This window comes from Halorussus salinus, assembly GCF_004765815.2.
Classification (GTDB): Archaea; Halobacteriota; Halobacteria; order Halobacteriales; family Haladaptataceae; genus Halorussus; species Halorussus salinus.
Genome location: NZ_ML974127.1, coordinates 1,042,360 through 1,057,464 on the forward strand (window position 1 = coordinate 1,042,360; position 15,105 = coordinate 1,057,464).

Genomic DNA, 15,105 nt, shown 5'->3' on the forward strand with positions numbered 1-15,105 from the left:
TGGCGTCGGAACCGACGGGCTTAGGGCCGGACCGTCGTAAGGTTGCGACATGACCGAGCCACTCGTCGCCGAGGAGCTACGCAAGTCCTACGGCGACACCACGGCGCTCGACGGCGTCTCGCTGTCGGTCGGCGAGGGCGAGGTGTTCGGACTCATCGGCCCCAACGGCGCGGGCAAGACCACGCTCGTCCGGGCGCTGACCGGGACTACCGAGCCGGATTCAGGGTCGGTCTCGGTGTTGGGCACCGACCCCCAATCCGCCGACCGTCAGCGCCTCGGGTTGCTTCCCCAAGCGTTCGACCCGCCCGAGCGACTGACCGCGCGCGAGTTGGTCGCGTACTACGCTGGCCTCTACGACGAGGCGCGCGACCCCGAGACCGTCCTCGCGGAGGTCGGCCTCGACGCCGCCGACGACACGTGGTACGAGAACCTCTCGGGCGGCCAACAGCGTCGGACCTGCGTCGGGACGGCGTTGGTCAACGACCCCGACCTCCTCTTTCTGGACGAACCGACCACCGGCATCGACCCGGCGGGGCGGCGCGCGCTCTGGGAACTGGTCGAAGACCTCGCAGACAGGGGCACTACCGTCTTCCTCACGACGCACTCGATGGAGGAGGCCGAGCGACTCGCCGACCGCGTGGGCCTGCTGGCCGACGGCGAACTCGCGGCGGTCGGTTCGCCCGCGGACCTCGTGGCCGAGTACGGCGGCCGGACGCGAATCGTGGTCGAACTGGACGCCGAGGCGGCGTCCGGGACCGCTTCCCCCGACGCTGGACCCCCGTCCGCCGACGCCGCGGACGCGCTTGCGGACACCGACTTCGAGGTCGAAGCCGAGGACGGCAGGCTCGTCGTGACGGGCGTCCGGCCCGAGGAGATCGGCGAAGTCGTCGCGGCGCTGAACGACGGCGGCGTCGCCTACGACTCGCTGACGTGGACCGAACCCGACCTCGAAGACGCCTTCCTCCAGTTGACCGGGCAGTCGGTCGCGGCGAGCGAGGGCGTCGCGCTCGGCGGAACTGCGGCGACTGGCGGCGGTCACGACGCTAGGGACTCGGACCGCGACGGCGAGGCCGCGCTCGCGGGAGGAGACCGATGACGACGACCGGTCGAGTCCGCGCGGAGGCCAGCGCGGCGTGGCGGTCGTTCACCCGACGGCGGACCGCCGTCTTCTTCACGTTCTTTTTCCCGGTCATCCTCATCCTCATCTTCGCGGTGCTGGTCCAGACGAATCCGGGCGGGGGCGGCCTGTTCGCCGAACCGCCGGGCTACTACTTGCCGGGCTACCTCGCTGTCGTGGTGCTGTTTACGCCCCTCTCGCGGGTCGGCTCGGAGGTCGCGCGCCACCGCGAGGGCAACCGCTTCGAGAAACTGGCGACGACGCCGCTCTCGCGCGCCGAGTGGTTGCTCGCCCACACCCTCGTGAACGTCGCCATCATCGGTATCGCGGGCCTCCTCATCCTCGGGCTGATGGCGCTGGTGACGGGGACCGCAACGCTGTCGCTCGGTCCGACGAATCTGGCGCTCGTGGCGGTCTTCGTCGCGTTCGCCGTCGCGCTGTTCTGCGGTCTCGGTGCGGTTCTTGGCGGACTGGCCGACTCGCAGGACGGGGTTATCGCGGCGAGCAACGCCATCGCGCTTCCCCTCCTCTTTCTGTCAGACACCTTCGTCACGCCCGACCTGCTTCCGGAGTGGTTCCAGCCCGCTGTCAACCTCTCGCCGCTAACGTACTTCGCTCGCGGGGTCCGGGAGCTAACCTACGTGCCAACGGGGAACGAAATCGTCCTTCCGGTCGTCACCTTCGGCGAGTCGTGGGAGTTCAATCTCACCGCCCTCGCAGTGCTGACGCTCGTCTTCTTCGCGGCGGGAACCTACGCGATTCCCCGGACGGACTGACGAGTTCGGCCCGCTGGGTTTCGGAAAACGAACACGCGGTCGGTTCCGAACCCTCCGTCACTTCAGAACGCTACTCCTCTTTTGCGCGAAGTCGCTCGCGGAACCCCTCCGACGCAGGGGTATCCGTGTCCGTCTCGTCGGTCACGCGAACCCCCCGCAACCGCAGGATTTCGGCCGCGTCGTCGGCGTCGCGTCCGGTGGGCGTCTCGATGTCGAGCGAGTCGCGGGTCTCGTCCTCGAACCGAACTCGGAGTTCGTCGTCATCCACGCGCTCGACGACTCGCACGTCGCGCAGTTCGACCGTCTTCGTCCGCGTCGAACGGTAGCCGAGGGCGAGGAGACCGAGACAGACGCAGGCGACCGCGAACTGCGACGGCAGGTCCGCGTTCCCCGAGAGGACGGCCGGAACGTCGCGGAGCGCGCGGACGACGAACCACGCCGACCCGAGCGTCGAGAAGACGAACAGTGCGCGCCGTCCCGCGGCGTTGGTCGTCCAGCGGTCGCGCCAGTTCTCGCGGACCAGTTGGCGTGCGGACCCCGACAGTTCGAGTCGGCCGTCGCTCACCGTCGCCGTCCCGTGTGCGGTGCGGAACGTCCACTCGCCTGTCACGACTGTTCGCTCGACGCCGAGGGTCTTATGTCGATTGGTCGAGTCGAGGAGACCCGACCGAACGGACGCCCGTCAGTAGCCGAGGCCGGTCAGTCGCTCGCGGAGTCCCGCGGCGTAGCGGTCCTCCTCGAAGTACAGCAGGTGTTCGAGAAGTGGAACCAACTGGTACACTGCACACCGCTCGTCCCGAAATCCGGCCTCGATGCCGCGCTCGTCGTCGTAGGTCTCGAAGAAGGCGTCGCCGAACGACCCGCCGAAATCGACGTACGCGAGTTCGACCTCGGCGTGGCCGAAGTAACAGGCGGGGTCGAGGAGCGCCCGAACCGCCCCGTCGGCCGCGAGGACGTTGTTCGCCCACACGTCGCCGTGGAGCAGGGCCGCGGGCGGGTCGTCGGGGAGCAGCGAGTCGAGGTCGCCCGCGAGCGCGTCGAGTCGCTCGGCGAGGGGCGGCGAGAGGAGTCCCTCCTCGCGGGCTTTCGCGGCGAAGTGGTCGAGTCGCCGGTCGCGGAAGAACGCGACCCACGAGTCGGTCCACGGGTTCGGTTGGCGGTAGGGGCCGGTCAGTGTGTCGCGCGGGAAGCCGAATTTTCCCTCCGTCTTCCGCCCGTCTTCGCCCCGCGGATGCTCGCCGTGGAGCGCCGCGAGGAGACCGGCCGCGTCGCGTTCGACCGCCGGAGAAATTTCGCTGTCGCCCGCGACGTACTCCAAGACCAGCAGGTCGTCGTCGCGGTGGAATACCTCGGGCACCGGCAGTCCGCGGTCGGCCAGAAATTCGAGCATGAACGCCTCCACGTCGAGGGGCGTCTCGCCGGTCTTGGCCGCCACGGTCCGGCCGTCCGCGAGGGTCACGCGGACGACCCGGCCGACCTCGCCGCCGTCGAGTTCCGCCACGGACTCGACTCCGGTTCCGAGGGCATCCCGGACGCGCTCGGACAGCGCGCGCAACGGTCGGTCGTCTCCGTCGCTGCTCATCGACGCCCGACGACGAGGGGTGCCAGCGCCACGACGTACTCCTCGACGCCGTAGACGTGGTTGAGCATGAAGTACGTCACGATGCCGAGCGCGAGGCTCAGCCCCCACGCCGCAACCGCGATGCGGCCGACCTTCGCGTGGGCGGTGTCCCGGAGTTCCGAGGGCGTGTGGGTGAGTCCGAGGACGACCGCGTGGACGACGACCGGGACCGACACCGCCGAGAGGACGATGTGGATGGCCAACATCACGAGATAGCCGTAGTAGGCCAGCCCGCTCGCGTCGATGTGCTTCTCGCCGCCGCCGCCGAGTTTGGTCAGGTAGAGAACCAGAAACAGGATGATGAGCGAGAACGCGGTCAGCATCGCGGCCCGGTGCTTGCGGACCTCGCCGCGCTTTATCCACAGCACGCCGAGGAGGATGGCGGTCAGCGCGAACGTGTTCACCACGGCGATACCGTGGCTCAGCAGGTCCACGGTCGCGCGTTCGAGTTCCGGGTAGATGGGTAAGACGCCCGCGAACGTCCCGAGGACGAGGACGTAGCCCAGCACCGAGAGGACCGCGGTCACGGCCCGCGGGTTGTCCTTGACCCGCCGCTTCGCAGTCGAAGTAGCCATGGTCGGGCGTTAGGACTACCGTCTCAAGTGTGTTGCTGTCCGCCCTGACGGGCGCGAGCGAGTTCCGTCGCGCCCGAGAGCGCGAATCGCGCGAACCTTTAAATCCGAAGCCGGGACGAAGGTGGCCCGATGGAGGTAGTCGGCGTCCGAATCGGACTCACCGTCGGTTCGTCAGCGGCGGCGCTCGCGTTCGTCCTCGGCGGTGTGGCTCTGGGAACCCTGAGCGGACTCACGCCCGGCCTGCACGTCAACAACCTCGCGCTCCTGCTGGCGTCGGTCGCGCCCGCGGTGCCCGGTCCGCCGCGACTCGTCGGCGCGGCGATGCTCGCGGCCGGGGTCGTCCACTCGTTTCTCGACGCGGTGCCCGCGCTGGCGCTCGGCGTGCCCGACGCCGCGATGGCCGCGAGCGCCCTGCCAGCCCACCGGCTCGTCATCGCGGGGCGAGGCCGCGAAGCGGTTCGGCTCTCGGCGCTCGGGAGCGGTCTCGCGGTCGCGCTCGCGGTTCCGCTGGCGGTCCCGGTCACGCGAGCGATGACCGTCGCCTACCCGACCGTCCGCGCGCACCTGCCGGTCGTCCTCGGTCTCGTCGTCGCGTTCCTCCTGCTCACGGAGGGGTCGGTCCGCGCGTTCTGCGGCGGCGCGGCCGGGTTCGCGGGGAGCGCGACGCTCGGGCACGCGACGCTGGACCTGTCGCCCGCCGCGCCGCTCGACGCTGGCGGGATGCTCACGCCGCTGTTCGCGGGGCTGTTCGGCGCACCGGTCCTGCTGGAAGCCCTGTCGGGGTCGGGCGTGCCCGAGCAGGACGACGCGACTATCGCGGCCTCCCGGCGGACGGTCGGCCTGACCGCGGCGGCCGGAAGCCTCGCCGGAGCGGTCGTCGGCTACCTGCCGGGCGTCTCGTCGGCCGTCGCCGCGGTGCTGGCGCTCGCGCTCGTGCCGGGTTCGACCGACGCCCGCGGGTTCGTCGTGGCGACCAGCGGCGTCAACACCGCGAACACCATCTTCGCGCTCTTTGCGCTCTCGGCGCTCGGAACTCCTCGGACCGGCGTGATGGTCGCGCTACGGGAAGCGAAGGCTCCGGTCAATCTCCCGCTCCTGCTCGCCGCGGCGGGAATCGCGGGGTTGGCGGGCTTCCTGTTGGTCCTCTCGGTCGGCGACCGCTACCTCCGGACGGTCGGGGCCGTGGACCAGTTCCGGCTCTCGGTCGGCGTCCTCGTCCTGCTGGTCGGCCTGAGTTGGCTGTTCGCGGGGTGGGTCGGTGCGGCGGTGTTCGGCGTCGCCACGCTCGTCGGTCTCGTGCCAGCCCGGTTCGGTGCCCGGCGCGTCCACCTGATGGGGGTGTTGCTCGGGCCGCTGATGCTCGGCGCGTGAGAGCAGTTCGCGCTCGCCGGTCAGCCTTCCAAAATCCGCTTCGTCCGGCGGTGGCGGTCCCGGAACATCGGCTCGAAGCCGACCCACCCGAGCGGGCCGAACAGGTCCCCGACCACCGGAAGCCGGTACTCCACCCGGTCGCGCAGGAGCGTCCGGTCGTCGCCGTCGGCGTAGAAGTAGTGGGTGTGGTGCCACTCGGGGAACGGGCCTCCCTCCATCTGGTCCTCGAAGACCGCCGACCCCTCGCCCTCCTCGCGACGGACGATTCTCGAAGTCCACCGCTGGCGAGGACCCACGTCGAAGGGACGCATCGACATCCGGACCGCCGTGCCGGGGTCCAGCACCGCGTCGTCGCCGAGGAGACCCCCGTCCGGACCGTGGACTCCCTCGACTCGGAGGTGCATCCAGTCGGGCGTGAGCGCCTCCAGCCCGTCGATTCGGGAGTGGAACTCCCACACCTCGCTGAGCGGCGCGTCGACCCGGACTTCGCGCTGGTACGTGGCCATCAGTTCGGCGTAGGGACTGTAGGAACCCAATCCTTGCGGTCGCTCGGCGGGCGGTCGCTCGGCGGGCGGCAGCTCGACGGACGGTCCCCTCGCCGACGCCTACTCGCCGGTCAACAGGACGAAGACGCTCGTCAAGACGGCGGCGACGCCGACGGCTATCGCGGTCGGGTACGCGCCCCGGAGGTAGCCGACGGCCGCGACCCCGGCGAGCGCGACCGCGAGAACGAGCAGTGGCGACGCCGCCGCGCGAATCCGACCGCCGAGTCGGCCGAGCGAGCGCGTCGTGGAGTCGAATCGTGGCGTCATCGTTCGGTCGCCACTCGGTCGGTGGCGTCCGACCGCTGTTCGGCGAAGGTCAGCGACTCGCCGGTCTCGGGGTCGAAGTAGTGAAGCTTCGACCGGTCGAACTCGATTCGTATCTCCTCGCCGACCGCGACCTCCTCGTCGGGTGCGACCGAAGCGTTCATCGACCGGTCGTCGCCGACGGTGAGTTCGAGGACGGTCTTCTCGCCCTGCGGTTCGACCACCTCGACCGTCGCGGGGTAGCCCCGCTGGGCGACCGAGACGTTCTCCGGACGGACCCCGAGCGCGACCCGCTCGCCGACGCGATGCTCGACCTTCGACCGATGGCCTTCCGGAATCTCGTGTTCGAAGCCGCCGTAATCGACGACGAGTCCGCCCTCGCGCTGGCGCAGGTCGCCTTCGAGGAAGTTCATCGACGGACTCCCGAGGAAGTCCGCGACGAACATGTTCCGCGGATTGGCGTAGACGAACGTCGGTTCCCCGACCTGCTGAATCTCCCCGGCGTCCATCACGGCGATCTGGTCGGCGAGGGTCATCGCCTCTATCTGGTCGTGCGTGACGTAGACGGTGGTCGTGTCGAGTTCCTCGTGGAGTTTGTTGAGTTCCGCGCGCATCTGGACCCGCAACTTGGCGTCGAGGTTCGAGAGCGGTTCGTCCATCAGGAACACGTCGGGGTCCCGGACGATGGCCCGGCCCAGCGCGACGCGCTGTTGCTGGCCGCCCGACAGTTCCGATGGCTTGCGGTCGAGTAGCTCCTCTATCTGGAGGAGTTGCGCGGCGTCGGCCACGCGCTCCTCGATGACCTCGTCGTCGGTGCCCTGCTGTTCGAGGCCGAACCGCATGTTCTCCTCGACCGACTTGTGCGGGTACAGCGCGTAGTTCTGGAACACCATCGCGATGTCGCGCTCGTAGGCCCGCCGGTCGTTGACGATCTCCTCGCCGATGGAGATGGTTCCGTCGGTCGCGCGTTCCAGTCCCGCGACGAGTCGTAGGGTCGTCGTCTTGCCACACCCCGACGGTCCCACGAGGACCGTGAAACTCTCGTCGGGGATGTCGAGCGAGACGTGATCGACCGCGACCACGTCCTCGAACTCCTTGACCAGTTCGTCGAGTGTTACTTCAGCCATGTGTAGCTCCTCATTCTTTGACGGCTCCTTGGGTCAGTCCGCTGACGATGTACCGCTGGAAGAACAGTCCGAACAGGATGCCCGGCAGGGCCGCTATCATCCCGCCCGCGGCCAGATGTGCCCAGTCTACGAAGTCGTCGGCGACGAACAGCGAGACGGCGATGGGTAGCGTCTGGGCCTGCTCGGACGAGGTAAGCACGAGCGCGAAGACGAACTCGTTCCACGAGAAGATGAACGCCAGAATCGCGGTGGCCGCGATACCGGGCTTGGCGACCGGGAGGATTATCTTCACGAATCCCTCCCACGTCGAACACCCATCGACCTTCGCCTGCTCGTCCAAGCTCTCGGGCACCCCGTCGAAGTAGTTCTTCATTATCCACACCGCGAACGGCAGATTGAAGAACGTGTACGTCAGGATGAGCGCGACCTTGGTGTCGTAGAGGCTCCCCGTCAGACCACCGACGAGCGGCGGGTCCGACATGATGGCGAAGAACGGGACGATGAGCGCGATGGGCGGAATCATCCGGGCCGCGACGATAGAGAGGAGCAACGCCTTGTTCCCGAGGAAGTCGTACCGCGAGAACGTGTAGCCCGAGACGGTCCCGAGAGAGACGACGACGACGGTCGTGACGCTCGCCACCACGAGGCTGTTGAAGGTGTACAGCTCGAACGGGCGATTGGCGAAGATTTCGACGTAGTTGGAAATCGTCGGTTCGGTCGGGAAAAACGTCACTGGGAGGTTGATGACCGCGCCGGACGGTTTCAGGCTCGTGATGAAGATGTAGTAGATGGGGAACCACACCACGAACACGTACAGCCCCAGCAGTCCGTAGGCGACCAGTCGCTCGCGGACGACGCTGGGCCACTCGTTGTCGGTGTCGAGTCCGAAGCTATCCTGCAGTCGGTCTAGATACGAGGTTTTCGTACTCATGTTTCGTAGGGAGATTCACCGAAGACGCTGTACAGCACGGCGACGATGGCGAACGTGACCGCGAGGAGTACGACGCCGAGCGCCGCGCCCTGTCCGGGCGTGTTGAACACCATCGCGGTCCGGTAGAGCCACGAGGCCCACACCTCGGTCGCTTTCCCCGGACCGCCTTGGGTCATGACCCAGACGAGGTCCAGCGCCCGGATGTCGAAGATGATGCGAATCGTGAGCGCGACCAGAATCGACGGCTTGAGGAACGGGTAGGTGACGTTCCAGAACCGCGACCACCGGCTCGCGCCGTCAACCTCCGCCGCGTCGTACAGTTGTTCGGGCACGTTCTGGAGACCCGCCAGCAGGATGATGATGATGAACGGCGTGAACACCCACACGTCCGCGATGATGAGCGCCATCATCGCCAGCGTCCCGTCCGAGAGGAACGCGATGCGTTCGGCGATAACGTCCAGTCTGAGTAGCACGGCGTTGATGGCACCGTACTGGGTTTGGAACATCCAGCGCCACATCAGCCCGCTCATCACGTACGGGAGTATCCACGGCACGATGACCGCGGTCCGCAACCACCCGCGGCCTTTCAGGTCCTTGTCTAACAGCGTGGCGATACCCAGTCCGAGCAGGAACGAGATGGAGACGCTGAACCCCACGTAGACGATGGTGTTCCACGTGAAGTTGGCGAACTCCGCGTTCAGCACGCCGAACGGCCCGTCGCCCAACAGCAGGTCCGTGAAGTTCGCCAGCCCGACGAAGCTCCGCTGGCCGGTGATGGGGTCCACGAAGAACAGGCTGGACCAGAATAGCTGCAGCGTCGGATAGACGATGATGGCGGCTATCCAGAGCAGTGTAGGTCCGAGCGTGAGCGGGACGAACAGGCGGTCGAGGGTCCGTCGTATCCCTTGGCTACTAGTTGACATGAAATATCGAGTGGCGAGGCGGCGCTATCCGAGGACGCCGATGCGCTCGTAGAGTGCCTGCACCTGCTCTTGGGCGCTCTGGAGCGCGGCCTGTGGCTCCTTCTCGCCGAGGAACGCCTGCGTGGTCTGGTTCGAGAGTATCTCGTCCACCCGCGGTTGGGCGAGGTACGTCTCGCTCCGCGCGTTTTCGAGGTTGTACCGCTGGGCGTCGAGCCAGTCGCTCGGGTACTTCTCCCGAATCTCGGTGTCATCGTAGACCGACGGCACCGGCGCGGGGTTGCCCTCGACCAGCATGTCGGTCTTGCACGACTGGGTCGTACTCATGAACCGCGCGAACTGACGGGCCGCGTCCTTGTTCTGCGAGAACGCCGAGACGCTGACGCCGTTGGTGTCTTGGAACGTCGTGTTGGACGCGGGACCCTGCGGCGGCCGGGCGACGCCGAGGCGGTCGGAACTCCACCCTTCCGAGAGCGCCCGCGGACCCAGCGGCGTCCACGATTCGACCATCGCGAGGTTCCCGCCGACGAACGAGTCGCCGACGCCGCCCTCGCCCATGCTCTGGAGTCCGTCGGGAATCGCGTTCTGCTCGCGGAGCGGCAGGATGAAGTCGGTGAACACCGACTGGCCCGCGTCGCCCGCGAACACCGGTTCGTCGTTGTCGTTGAACAGTTGCCCACCGGCCTGATAGAGGAACTGCTTGAACGTGAACACGTCCTTGTTCCCCCACGTGAACGCGAAGCCGGACTTCTGGTCGTTCGAGAGCTGTGCCGCCATGTCGATGGTCTCCTGCCAGTTGCTCGGCGGCGACTCGATCCCCTGCTCGGACAGGTACTGCTGGTCGTAGAGGAAGGTCCCCCACTTGCCGATCTGCGGTGCCATGTACACCTGCCCGTCGAACGTGACGAGGTTCCGGAGACTCTCCGGGAACTTGCTCATGTGGTCGTCACCCAACTGTAGCGGCGCGACGTACTGGGCGGACACGAAGTCCGACAGCCACCACGTCGGCCCGTTGAACGCGTCCACCTCGCTGCTCTCGTTTCGCCACTGCGTGATGAGCGAGGTCTTGAGGTTCTGCCACGGCACCTCGTTGACGTTGACCGTGATGCCGGTCTCGTCTTCGAACCGACTGATGTTCTCGGCGGTCCCCGGATCGAATTCGAGGCTCCCGGCGTTGTAGTACGTGATCGATTGGTTCTGTGCCAGTGCGGACCCGCTTCCGAGGACACCGGCCACACCCGTTGCTCCAGTCGCTTTCAAGAATCGCCTACGTGTCTGTTTCATGGATTCCCCCAAATCCCGATTCTCGGTTCGTGACCATCGTTGTTAATACTCACGGTCAATGTCAACATCAAACGTGAAAATTTTCCGCGCGAATCGCCCCGGCCGATTAATGCTATTAATTATCATGTTATATTCGACGGTCGGCAAATACTGACTGTCACATCGAAGCTTTATATGCACAGGTCCGTTCTCCACTGCACATGGTATCGGAGCGCGCGACGCGAACGACCCCGTTCGCCGCGATGGACGTTCTCGAACGGGCCAACCGCATGGACGACGTGGTACATCTCGAAGTGGGCGAGCCGGATTTCGACACTCCGGCGGCAGTCACCGATGCGGCAGTCGCGGCGCTCCGAGCAGGCGAAACCGGCTACACCTCCTCGAAGGGGAAACCGGAACTGCGGCGCGCCATCGCCGACTACTACGACCGGCGCTACGGCGTGGACGTGTCGCCCGAGCGCATCGTGGTGACCTCCGGGTCGTCGCCTGCGCTCCTGCTGGCGTTCTCGACGCTGGTGGACCCCGGCGACGAAGTGGTACTGACCGACCCCTACTACGCCTGCTACCCGAACTTCGTCCGCCAGACCGGCGGGCGCATCTCGACGGTCCCGCTGTCGGCCGACGAGGGATTCCGCCCGAGCGTGGACGCGTTCGCGCGCACGGTGACTTCCGAAACGGAAGCACTCCTGCTCAACTCGCCCGCGAACCCGACCGGCGCGGTACTCGACGGTTCGACCCTCGACGAACTCGTCTCCGTCGCCGACCGGGCCGACGCCACGGTGGTCTCCGACGAGGTGTACCACGGCCTGACCTACGAGGGCGAGGACCACACCGTCTTGGAGTACACCGACGACGCCTTCGTCGTAGACGGCTTCTCCAAGCGATTCGCCATGACGGGGTGGCGACTCGGCTGGATGGTCGCGCCCGAGGAGTACGTCGGTCACGTCAACCGTATCGCCCAGAACACGCTCATCTGCGCGCCGAACTTCGTCCAGTCGGGCGGCGTCGCGGCGCTCGAATCCGGCGACGACTTCTTGGACGACGTTCGGGAGACGTATCGGGAGCGCCGGGACCTCCTCGTGAGCGAAGTCGAGGACTGGGGGCTGAGCATGGGGTACACGCCGGGCGGCGCGTACTACCTGCTGGTGGACGTGAGCGACCTGCCGGGCGACGCGTTCGACGCCGCCGACTTCCTCCTCGAAGACGCGGGCGTGGCGATGACGCCCGGTCCGGACTTCGGGACCAACGCCGAGGAGTGCCTGCGAATCTCCTACGCCAACAGCGCCGAGCGACTGGTCGAGGCGTCCGAGCGCGTCCAGCGGGCGCTCGACAGCGTGGAGATTCCGACGGCCGACTGAGCCATCCAGCGGGGCATTTAGGACACGTTCCTATTTTGTAGAAATAGGTAGAGGATTCTTAGAAAATTGTACAGCGATTGTTCGTCTCGGCGCGTGCGGGCGCGACCGCTCGCGGGTCGTGGTGCGGCGCGGGCGGTGCTGTTGGCGGTGTGATCGGCGTCGGCAACCGTGCGGTTCGCGGTAGCTGTGCCGTTTGCTGTACGGTCGTCGTACGTCACGGTGAGTTCGACAAATTCACGCCTCACGTCCTCACCTGCAACTCTGACCGGAGAACGAATCACCACCCGGCCACCGACGAACCGGCTTACTTCAGACGTTCTTGTAGGAACGACGGGTGGGCCGCGGTCACGCCGTCGATGTCCAGCATCTTCTCGCTGATAACGTCGCCCACGGCGTCGCCGTCCGCCGCGCGGACTTCCGCCATGAGCATGTGGTCGCCCGACGAGGAGTACAGCGTCTCCACCTCGTCCAGCGCCTTCAGGTCGCGGGTCGCCTCGACGTACTTCTCGCTGGCCACGTCCATCCCCACGAGCGCGATAGACTTGCTAGAGAGCTTCTTCGGGTCGATTTCCGCAGAGTAGCCGACGATGACGCCCTCGTCTTCGAGTTTCTCGATGTACTTGCGGACCGTGGGCTTCGAGACGTTCGCCCGGTCGGCGATTTCCGCGTAGGACGCTTGGGCGTCCTCTTCGAGGACCGAGAGGATTCGGTCCTCCGTTGACTGTGTACTCATTACCAGTGTATTTCGGATACGGGAAAAAATACCTTCCGAATAGGAAAACGGTTCGCGTGCTGACCCAACAGTCTTTGGAGACGGGAATCGGCGGCGTACCGACGACCGACCGGCGACCGGCCGACCGTACCGGACGGAAACGGCTCGTTACCGACGCTCCTCCCGCGGCGACTCGTCGCGTTGCTCCGTGACGGCCACCCGCCTTTTCCGCGCCGACGGGGTAACGGGTCCATGGCACGACGCTCGCGCAGACGATTCCTACAGGTCTCGGTCGCCGGACTCGCCGCCGGTCTCGCGGGGTGCGGGATGCCCGGCGGTGGCGAAGACGGTGACGGAGGCGGAGAAAATGGCGAAGAAGGCGAAAGCGGAGACGGTGGTGAAGGCGGAGAGGGCGGCGAAGGAGGCGAGAGCGGCGAGGAGGACGAGGAAAGTGACGCGCTCGGCGGCGGGGGCGACGAAGACGGGTAACTCGCCGCGCCGGACTACGGGACCGACGGCTAGTACTGGACCGGGGTAGCGGTAATCGTCGCGAACCGGCCGTCTCGCTCGGAACCGGTGACCTCCTCGACGGTCGGGCCGAGACCCTCCTCGATGGCTGTCAGTGCCTCGGCGGTCAGGTCCTCGGCCGTCTCGAACGCGTAGACCCACGTCGCGGTGTCCGACGACAGACCCTCTCTGGAGAGGCCCCAGAGTTTGATGGCGTCGTCGTCGATTTCTCCGCCGGTCGGCGGGCCGTACTGCCCGGTGACGAGGCCGCGGTCGGGGAGTCGGCGGAACACGCGGGTGAAATCGGGCTCTACCTGTTCGAGTCGCTGTCGCTTCCCCAGTCGCGTGTCTATCCACTTCCGGAGGTCGGACCCGGCGAGGAGGGCGTCGTCGCCGACGGCCACCTCGATGCCGGTCTCGGTTTGTTCCGCGAGGACGTACTCCTCGTACTCGCCGGTCCGCTCGTGGTCGGGGGACTCCTCGATGCGGTCGGTCAGCGACGCGGCGTCGAACGACCCGAGGTGGACGACGTTACCCGACTGAACGAGGTGGCCGTCGAAACTGTCGCGAGAGAGGTCCAGAAACGAGACGCGGCCGCCTTTGACGTACGACTCGGCGTAGCCTCCCACGTAATCGAAGCGATGGTTGCTGTTGGGTATCGTGCTGTAATCGGTGAGCCACTTACGGAACGCCGCGACCTCGTCCCACGCGACCGTCGGCGCGCGGTCCTCGGACTCGGCGGTCGTCCGTTCGGAGTCGGACTCGGTAACCGCGGTCGTCGGGTCGTCGTCCGTCGTCGGGACGCCGGTCGTCGTGGAACTGCCGGAGTCGGCTTCGCGCTCGGAGGTTCCGGTACAGCCAGCGAGGGCGACGGCGACGCTGGCGACGAAACTGCGGCGGGAGCCAATCGAGGGAGCCATGCGTTCGGCGAGTGTTCGCAGAAACAAAGTCTCACCGCTTCGTCGTCGGTCGGTTCGCCACCGACGGGAGTCGCCGTCGAGACGCGGCGCTCACGAATCGGTCTCCAAAAAGCGAAGATCGCAGTCGGCGACGCCGAGGTTACTTGTGGCGGTCGAGCAGGTCGTAGCTACGCTCCCACTCGTAGTCGTCGTCGAAGTACCGCTCGGCCAGCGGCTCCTCGGGCATGTCGCCCGTGGCCTGCTTCTCCTGCTGGTAGGACGGTCGGTCCTCGTCGTGGTAGAAGCGCCCCGTCAGCACCTCACCCTCGTAGAGGGCGTCCTCGGCCTCCTGCATCATCTCCGACGCTTCGCCGCGGTCGGTGATGTCGAAGTCGTAGTCGTCGCTGTCCTGCACGTCGATGTACGGGACGTACTGCTTGGCGTCCTTGTTCCACGTCGGGCACTGCGTGAGGAAGTCCACGTGCGCGAACCCGTCGTGTTCCATCGCCTCCGTCAGAATCTCCTTCGCTTGGTTCGGGTTGACCGCCGCGGTCCGGGCGACGTAGGAGGCCCCGGAGGTCAGCGCGAGCGACAGTGGTCGAATCGGCTGTTTCGCGCTCCCGTGAGGCTGGGTCTTCGACTTGTGGCCCTTCGGACTGGTCGGGGAGGTCTGGCCCTTCGTCAGCCCGAAGATTTCGTTGTCGAAGACGATGTAGGTCATATCGTGGTTCTCGCGGGCGGTGTGCATGAAGTGGTTCCCGCCGATGCCGTAGCCGTCGCCGTCGCCACCCGCGGCGATGACTTCGAGGTCGGGGTTGGCCATCTTCGCCGCGCGAGCGACCGGCAGCGACCGGCCGTGGATGGAGTGGAACCCGTAGCTCTGGAAGTAGCTCGACAGCTTGCCCGAACAGCCGATACCCGTGACCAACAGGGTCTCCTCGGGCGTGCGACCGACTTCGGGCATCGCCTGCTTCAGCGCCTTCAGGACGCCGAAGTCCCCACAGCCCGGACACCACGTCGCCTGCGGTTCGATTTCGGGCGTGAACTCGTCTCGGTCTATCTCTCGTTCTTCACCGATTGCGTTGAATGCACTCATGA

The 15,105-nt window shown here is 66.7% G+C and carries 17 protein-coding genes; 5 read left to right on the forward strand and 12 right to left on the reverse strand.

The window, feature by feature from the left end:
* The first annotated feature begins 49 nt into the window (after positions 1 to 49).
* Positions 50 to 1,096: an ABC transporter ATP-binding protein gene (locus tag EPL00_RS05300; RefSeq protein WP_135851480.1), complete on the forward strand. Its 1,047-nt coding sequence runs from the start codon at positions 50 to 52 to the stop codon at positions 1,094 to 1,096.
* Positions 1,093 to 1,893: an ABC transporter permease gene (locus EPL00_RS05305; protein ID WP_135851479.1), complete on the forward strand. Its 801-nt coding sequence runs from the start codon at positions 1,093 to 1,095 to the stop codon at positions 1,891 to 1,893. The genes EPL00_RS05300 and EPL00_RS05305 overlap by 4 nt, the downstream gene beginning before the upstream one ends.
* 70 nt (positions 1,894 to 1,963) lie before the next feature.
* On the opposite strand, the gene EPL00_RS05310 is transcribed toward EPL00_RS05305, so the two are convergent.
* The 3 genes from EPL00_RS05310 to EPL00_RS05320 all read right to left on the reverse strand — a co-directional run bounded on the left by EPL00_RS05310 (position 1,964) and on the right by EPL00_RS05320 (position 4,089).
* The gene (locus EPL00_RS05310) at positions 1,964 to 2,503 is read right to left on the reverse strand and encodes a hypothetical protein (RefSeq protein ID WP_135851478.1); all 540 of its coding nucleotides are present in this window, start codon (positions 2,501 to 2,503) and stop codon (positions 1,964 to 1,966) included.
* Positions 2,504 to 2,575: 72 nt separating this feature from the next.
* Complete coding sequence (locus EPL00_RS05315; RefSeq protein WP_135851477.1) at positions 2,576 to 3,475, reverse strand: fructosamine kinase family protein; 900 nt, start codon at positions 3,473 to 3,475, stop codon at positions 2,576 to 2,578.
* Positions 3,472 to 4,089 carry a DUF420 domain-containing protein gene (locus EPL00_RS05320; protein ID WP_135851476.1) on the reverse strand — a complete coding sequence of 206 codons (618 nt, stop codon included), beginning with the start codon at positions 4,087 to 4,089 and terminating at the stop codon, positions 3,472 to 3,474. Before EPL00_RS05320 ends, EPL00_RS05315 begins: the two co-directional genes overlap by 4 nt.
* Positions 4,090 to 4,218: 129 nt before the next feature.
* Between EPL00_RS05320 and EPL00_RS05325 the strand changes: the two genes are divergently transcribed.
* On the forward strand, positions 4,219 to 5,460 hold the full coding sequence (locus tag EPL00_RS05325) for a tripartite tricarboxylate transporter permease (protein WP_135851475.1): 1,242 nt from the start codon (positions 4,219 to 4,221) through the stop codon (positions 5,458 to 5,460).
* A gap of 20 nt (positions 5,461 to 5,480) precedes the next feature.
* Here EPL00_RS05325 and EPL00_RS05330 read toward each other — a convergent pair whose 3' ends face one another.
* The 6 genes from EPL00_RS05330 to EPL00_RS05355 form a co-directional block, all read right to left on the reverse strand.
* A complete protein-coding gene (locus EPL00_RS05330; protein WP_135851474.1) occupies positions 5,481 to 5,966 on the reverse strand; it encodes an SRPBCC family protein in 486 nt (161 codons plus the stop codon).
* Positions 5,967 to 6,065: 99 nt separating this feature from the next.
* On the reverse strand, positions 6,066 to 6,272 hold the full coding sequence (locus tag EPL00_RS05335) for a hypothetical protein (protein WP_135851473.1): 207 nt from the start codon (positions 6,270 to 6,272) through the stop codon (positions 6,066 to 6,068).
* The gene (locus EPL00_RS05340; protein WP_135851472.1) at positions 6,269 to 7,396 is read right to left on the reverse strand and encodes an ABC transporter ATP-binding protein; all 1,128 of its coding nucleotides are present in this window, start codon (positions 7,394 to 7,396) and stop codon (positions 6,269 to 6,271) included. The genes EPL00_RS05335 and EPL00_RS05340 overlap by 4 nt, the downstream gene beginning before the upstream one ends.
* A gap of 10 nt (positions 7,397 to 7,406) precedes the next feature.
* A complete protein-coding gene (locus tag EPL00_RS05345) occupies positions 7,407 to 8,327 on the reverse strand; it encodes a carbohydrate ABC transporter permease (RefSeq protein ID WP_135851471.1) in 921 nt (306 codons plus the stop codon).
* On the reverse strand, positions 8,324 to 9,250 hold the full coding sequence (locus EPL00_RS05350) for a carbohydrate ABC transporter permease (RefSeq protein ID WP_135851470.1): 927 nt from the start codon (positions 9,248 to 9,250) through the stop codon (positions 8,324 to 8,326). The genes EPL00_RS05345 and EPL00_RS05350 overlap by 4 nt, the downstream gene beginning before the upstream one ends.
* 24 nt (positions 9,251 to 9,274) lie before the next feature.
* The gene (locus EPL00_RS05355) at positions 9,275 to 10,531 is read right to left on the reverse strand and encodes a sugar ABC transporter substrate-binding protein (protein WP_238398123.1); all 1,257 of its coding nucleotides are present in this window, start codon (positions 10,529 to 10,531) and stop codon (positions 9,275 to 9,277) included.
* A gap of 200 nt (positions 10,532 to 10,731) precedes the next feature.
* Here EPL00_RS05355 and EPL00_RS05360 point away from each other — a divergent pair, with 200 nt between their 5' ends.
* Positions 10,732 to 11,889, forward strand: a complete 1,158-nt coding sequence (locus EPL00_RS05360; RefSeq protein WP_135851468.1) for a pyridoxal phosphate-dependent aminotransferase — start codon at positions 10,732 to 10,734, stop codon at positions 11,887 to 11,889.
* 304 nt (positions 11,890 to 12,193) lie between these two features.
* Here the strand turns inward: EPL00_RS05360 and lrpA1 are convergent, their stop codons facing one another.
* Positions 12,194 to 12,622 carry an HTH-type transcriptional regulator LrpA1 gene (lrpA1, locus tag EPL00_RS05365; RefSeq protein WP_135851467.1) on the reverse strand — a complete coding sequence of 143 codons (429 nt, stop codon included), beginning with the start codon at positions 12,620 to 12,622 and terminating at the stop codon, positions 12,194 to 12,196.
* 231 nt (positions 12,623 to 12,853) lie between these two features.
* On the opposite strand from lrpA1, the gene EPL00_RS05370 reads away from it, so the two are divergent.
* Positions 12,854 to 13,090 (forward strand): hypothetical protein, encoded by a 237-nt coding sequence (locus tag EPL00_RS05370; protein WP_135851466.1) that lies wholly within the window; start codon positions 12,854 to 12,856, stop codon positions 13,088 to 13,090.
* 29 nt (positions 13,091 to 13,119) lie between these two features.
* Here the strand turns inward: EPL00_RS05370 and EPL00_RS05375 are convergent, their stop codons facing one another.
* Together EPL00_RS05375 and EPL00_RS05380 are read right to left on the reverse strand one after the other, a co-directional pair.
* A complete protein-coding gene (locus EPL00_RS05375) occupies positions 13,120 to 14,028 on the reverse strand; it encodes a hypothetical protein (protein ID WP_135851465.1) in 909 nt (302 codons plus the stop codon).
* 139 nt (positions 14,029 to 14,167) lie between these two features.
* Positions 14,168 to 15,103 (reverse strand): thiamine pyrophosphate-dependent enzyme, encoded by a 936-nt coding sequence (locus EPL00_RS05380; protein ID WP_135851464.1) that lies wholly within the window; start codon positions 15,101 to 15,103, stop codon positions 14,168 to 14,170.
* Positions 15,104 to 15,105 lie beyond the last annotated feature (2 nt).

Excerpts from the sequence above, each read along its gene's own strand:
- EPL00_RS05300 (WP_135851480.1), top strand. The coding sequence starts at position 50 with ATGACCGAGCCACTCGTCGCCGAGGAGCTACGCAAGTCCTACGGCGAC.
- EPL00_RS05305 (WP_135851479.1), top strand. The coding sequence starts at position 1,093 with ATGACGACGACCGGTCGAGTCCGCGCGGAGGCCAGCGCGGCGTGGCGG.
- EPL00_RS05315 (WP_135851477.1), bottom strand. The coding sequence starts at position 3,475 with ATGAGCAGCGACGGAGACGACCGACCGTTGCGCGCGCTGTCCGAGCGC.
- EPL00_RS05320 (WP_135851476.1), bottom strand. The coding sequence starts at position 4,089 with ATGGCTACTTCGACTGCGAAGCGGCGGGTCAAGGACAACCCGCGGGCC.
- EPL00_RS05325 (WP_135851475.1), top strand. The coding sequence starts at position 4,219 with ATGGAGGTAGTCGGCGTCCGAATCGGACTCACCGTCGGTTCGTCAGCG.
- EPL00_RS05330 (WP_135851474.1), bottom strand. The coding sequence starts at position 5,966 with ATGGCCACGTACCAGCGCGAAGTCCGGGTCGACGCGCCGCTCAGCGAG.
- EPL00_RS05335 (WP_135851473.1), bottom strand. The coding sequence starts at position 6,272 with ATGACGCCACGATTCGACTCCACGACGCGCTCGCTCGGCCGACTCGGC.
- EPL00_RS05340 (WP_135851472.1), bottom strand. The coding sequence starts at position 7,396 with ATGGCTGAAGTAACACTCGACGAACTGGTCAAGGAGTTCGAGGACGTG.
- EPL00_RS05345 (WP_135851471.1), bottom strand. The coding sequence starts at position 8,327 with ATGAGTACGAAAACCTCGTATCTAGACCGACTGCAGGATAGCTTCGGA.
- EPL00_RS05350 (WP_135851470.1), bottom strand. The coding sequence starts at position 9,250 with ATGTCAACTAGTAGCCAAGGGATACGACGGACCCTCGACCGCCTGTTC.
- EPL00_RS05355 (WP_238398123.1), bottom strand. The coding sequence starts at position 10,531 with ATGAAACAGACACGTAGGCGATTCTTGAAAGCGACTGGAGCAACGGGT.
- EPL00_RS05360 (WP_135851468.1), top strand. The coding sequence starts at position 10,732 with ATGGTATCGGAGCGCGCGACGCGAACGACCCCGTTCGCCGCGATGGAC.
- lrpA1 (WP_135851467.1), bottom strand. The coding sequence starts at position 12,622 with ATGAGTACACAGTCAACGGAGGACCGAATCCTCTCGGTCCTCGAAGAG.
- EPL00_RS05370 (WP_135851466.1), top strand. The coding sequence starts at position 12,854 with ATGGCACGACGCTCGCGCAGACGATTCCTACAGGTCTCGGTCGCCGGA.
- EPL00_RS05375 (WP_135851465.1), bottom strand. The coding sequence starts at position 14,028 with ATGGCTCCCTCGATTGGCTCCCGCCGCAGTTTCGTCGCCAGCGTCGCC.
- EPL00_RS05380 (WP_135851464.1), bottom strand. The coding sequence starts at position 15,103 with ATGAGTGCATTCAACGCAATCGGTGAAGAACGAGAGATAGACCGAGAC.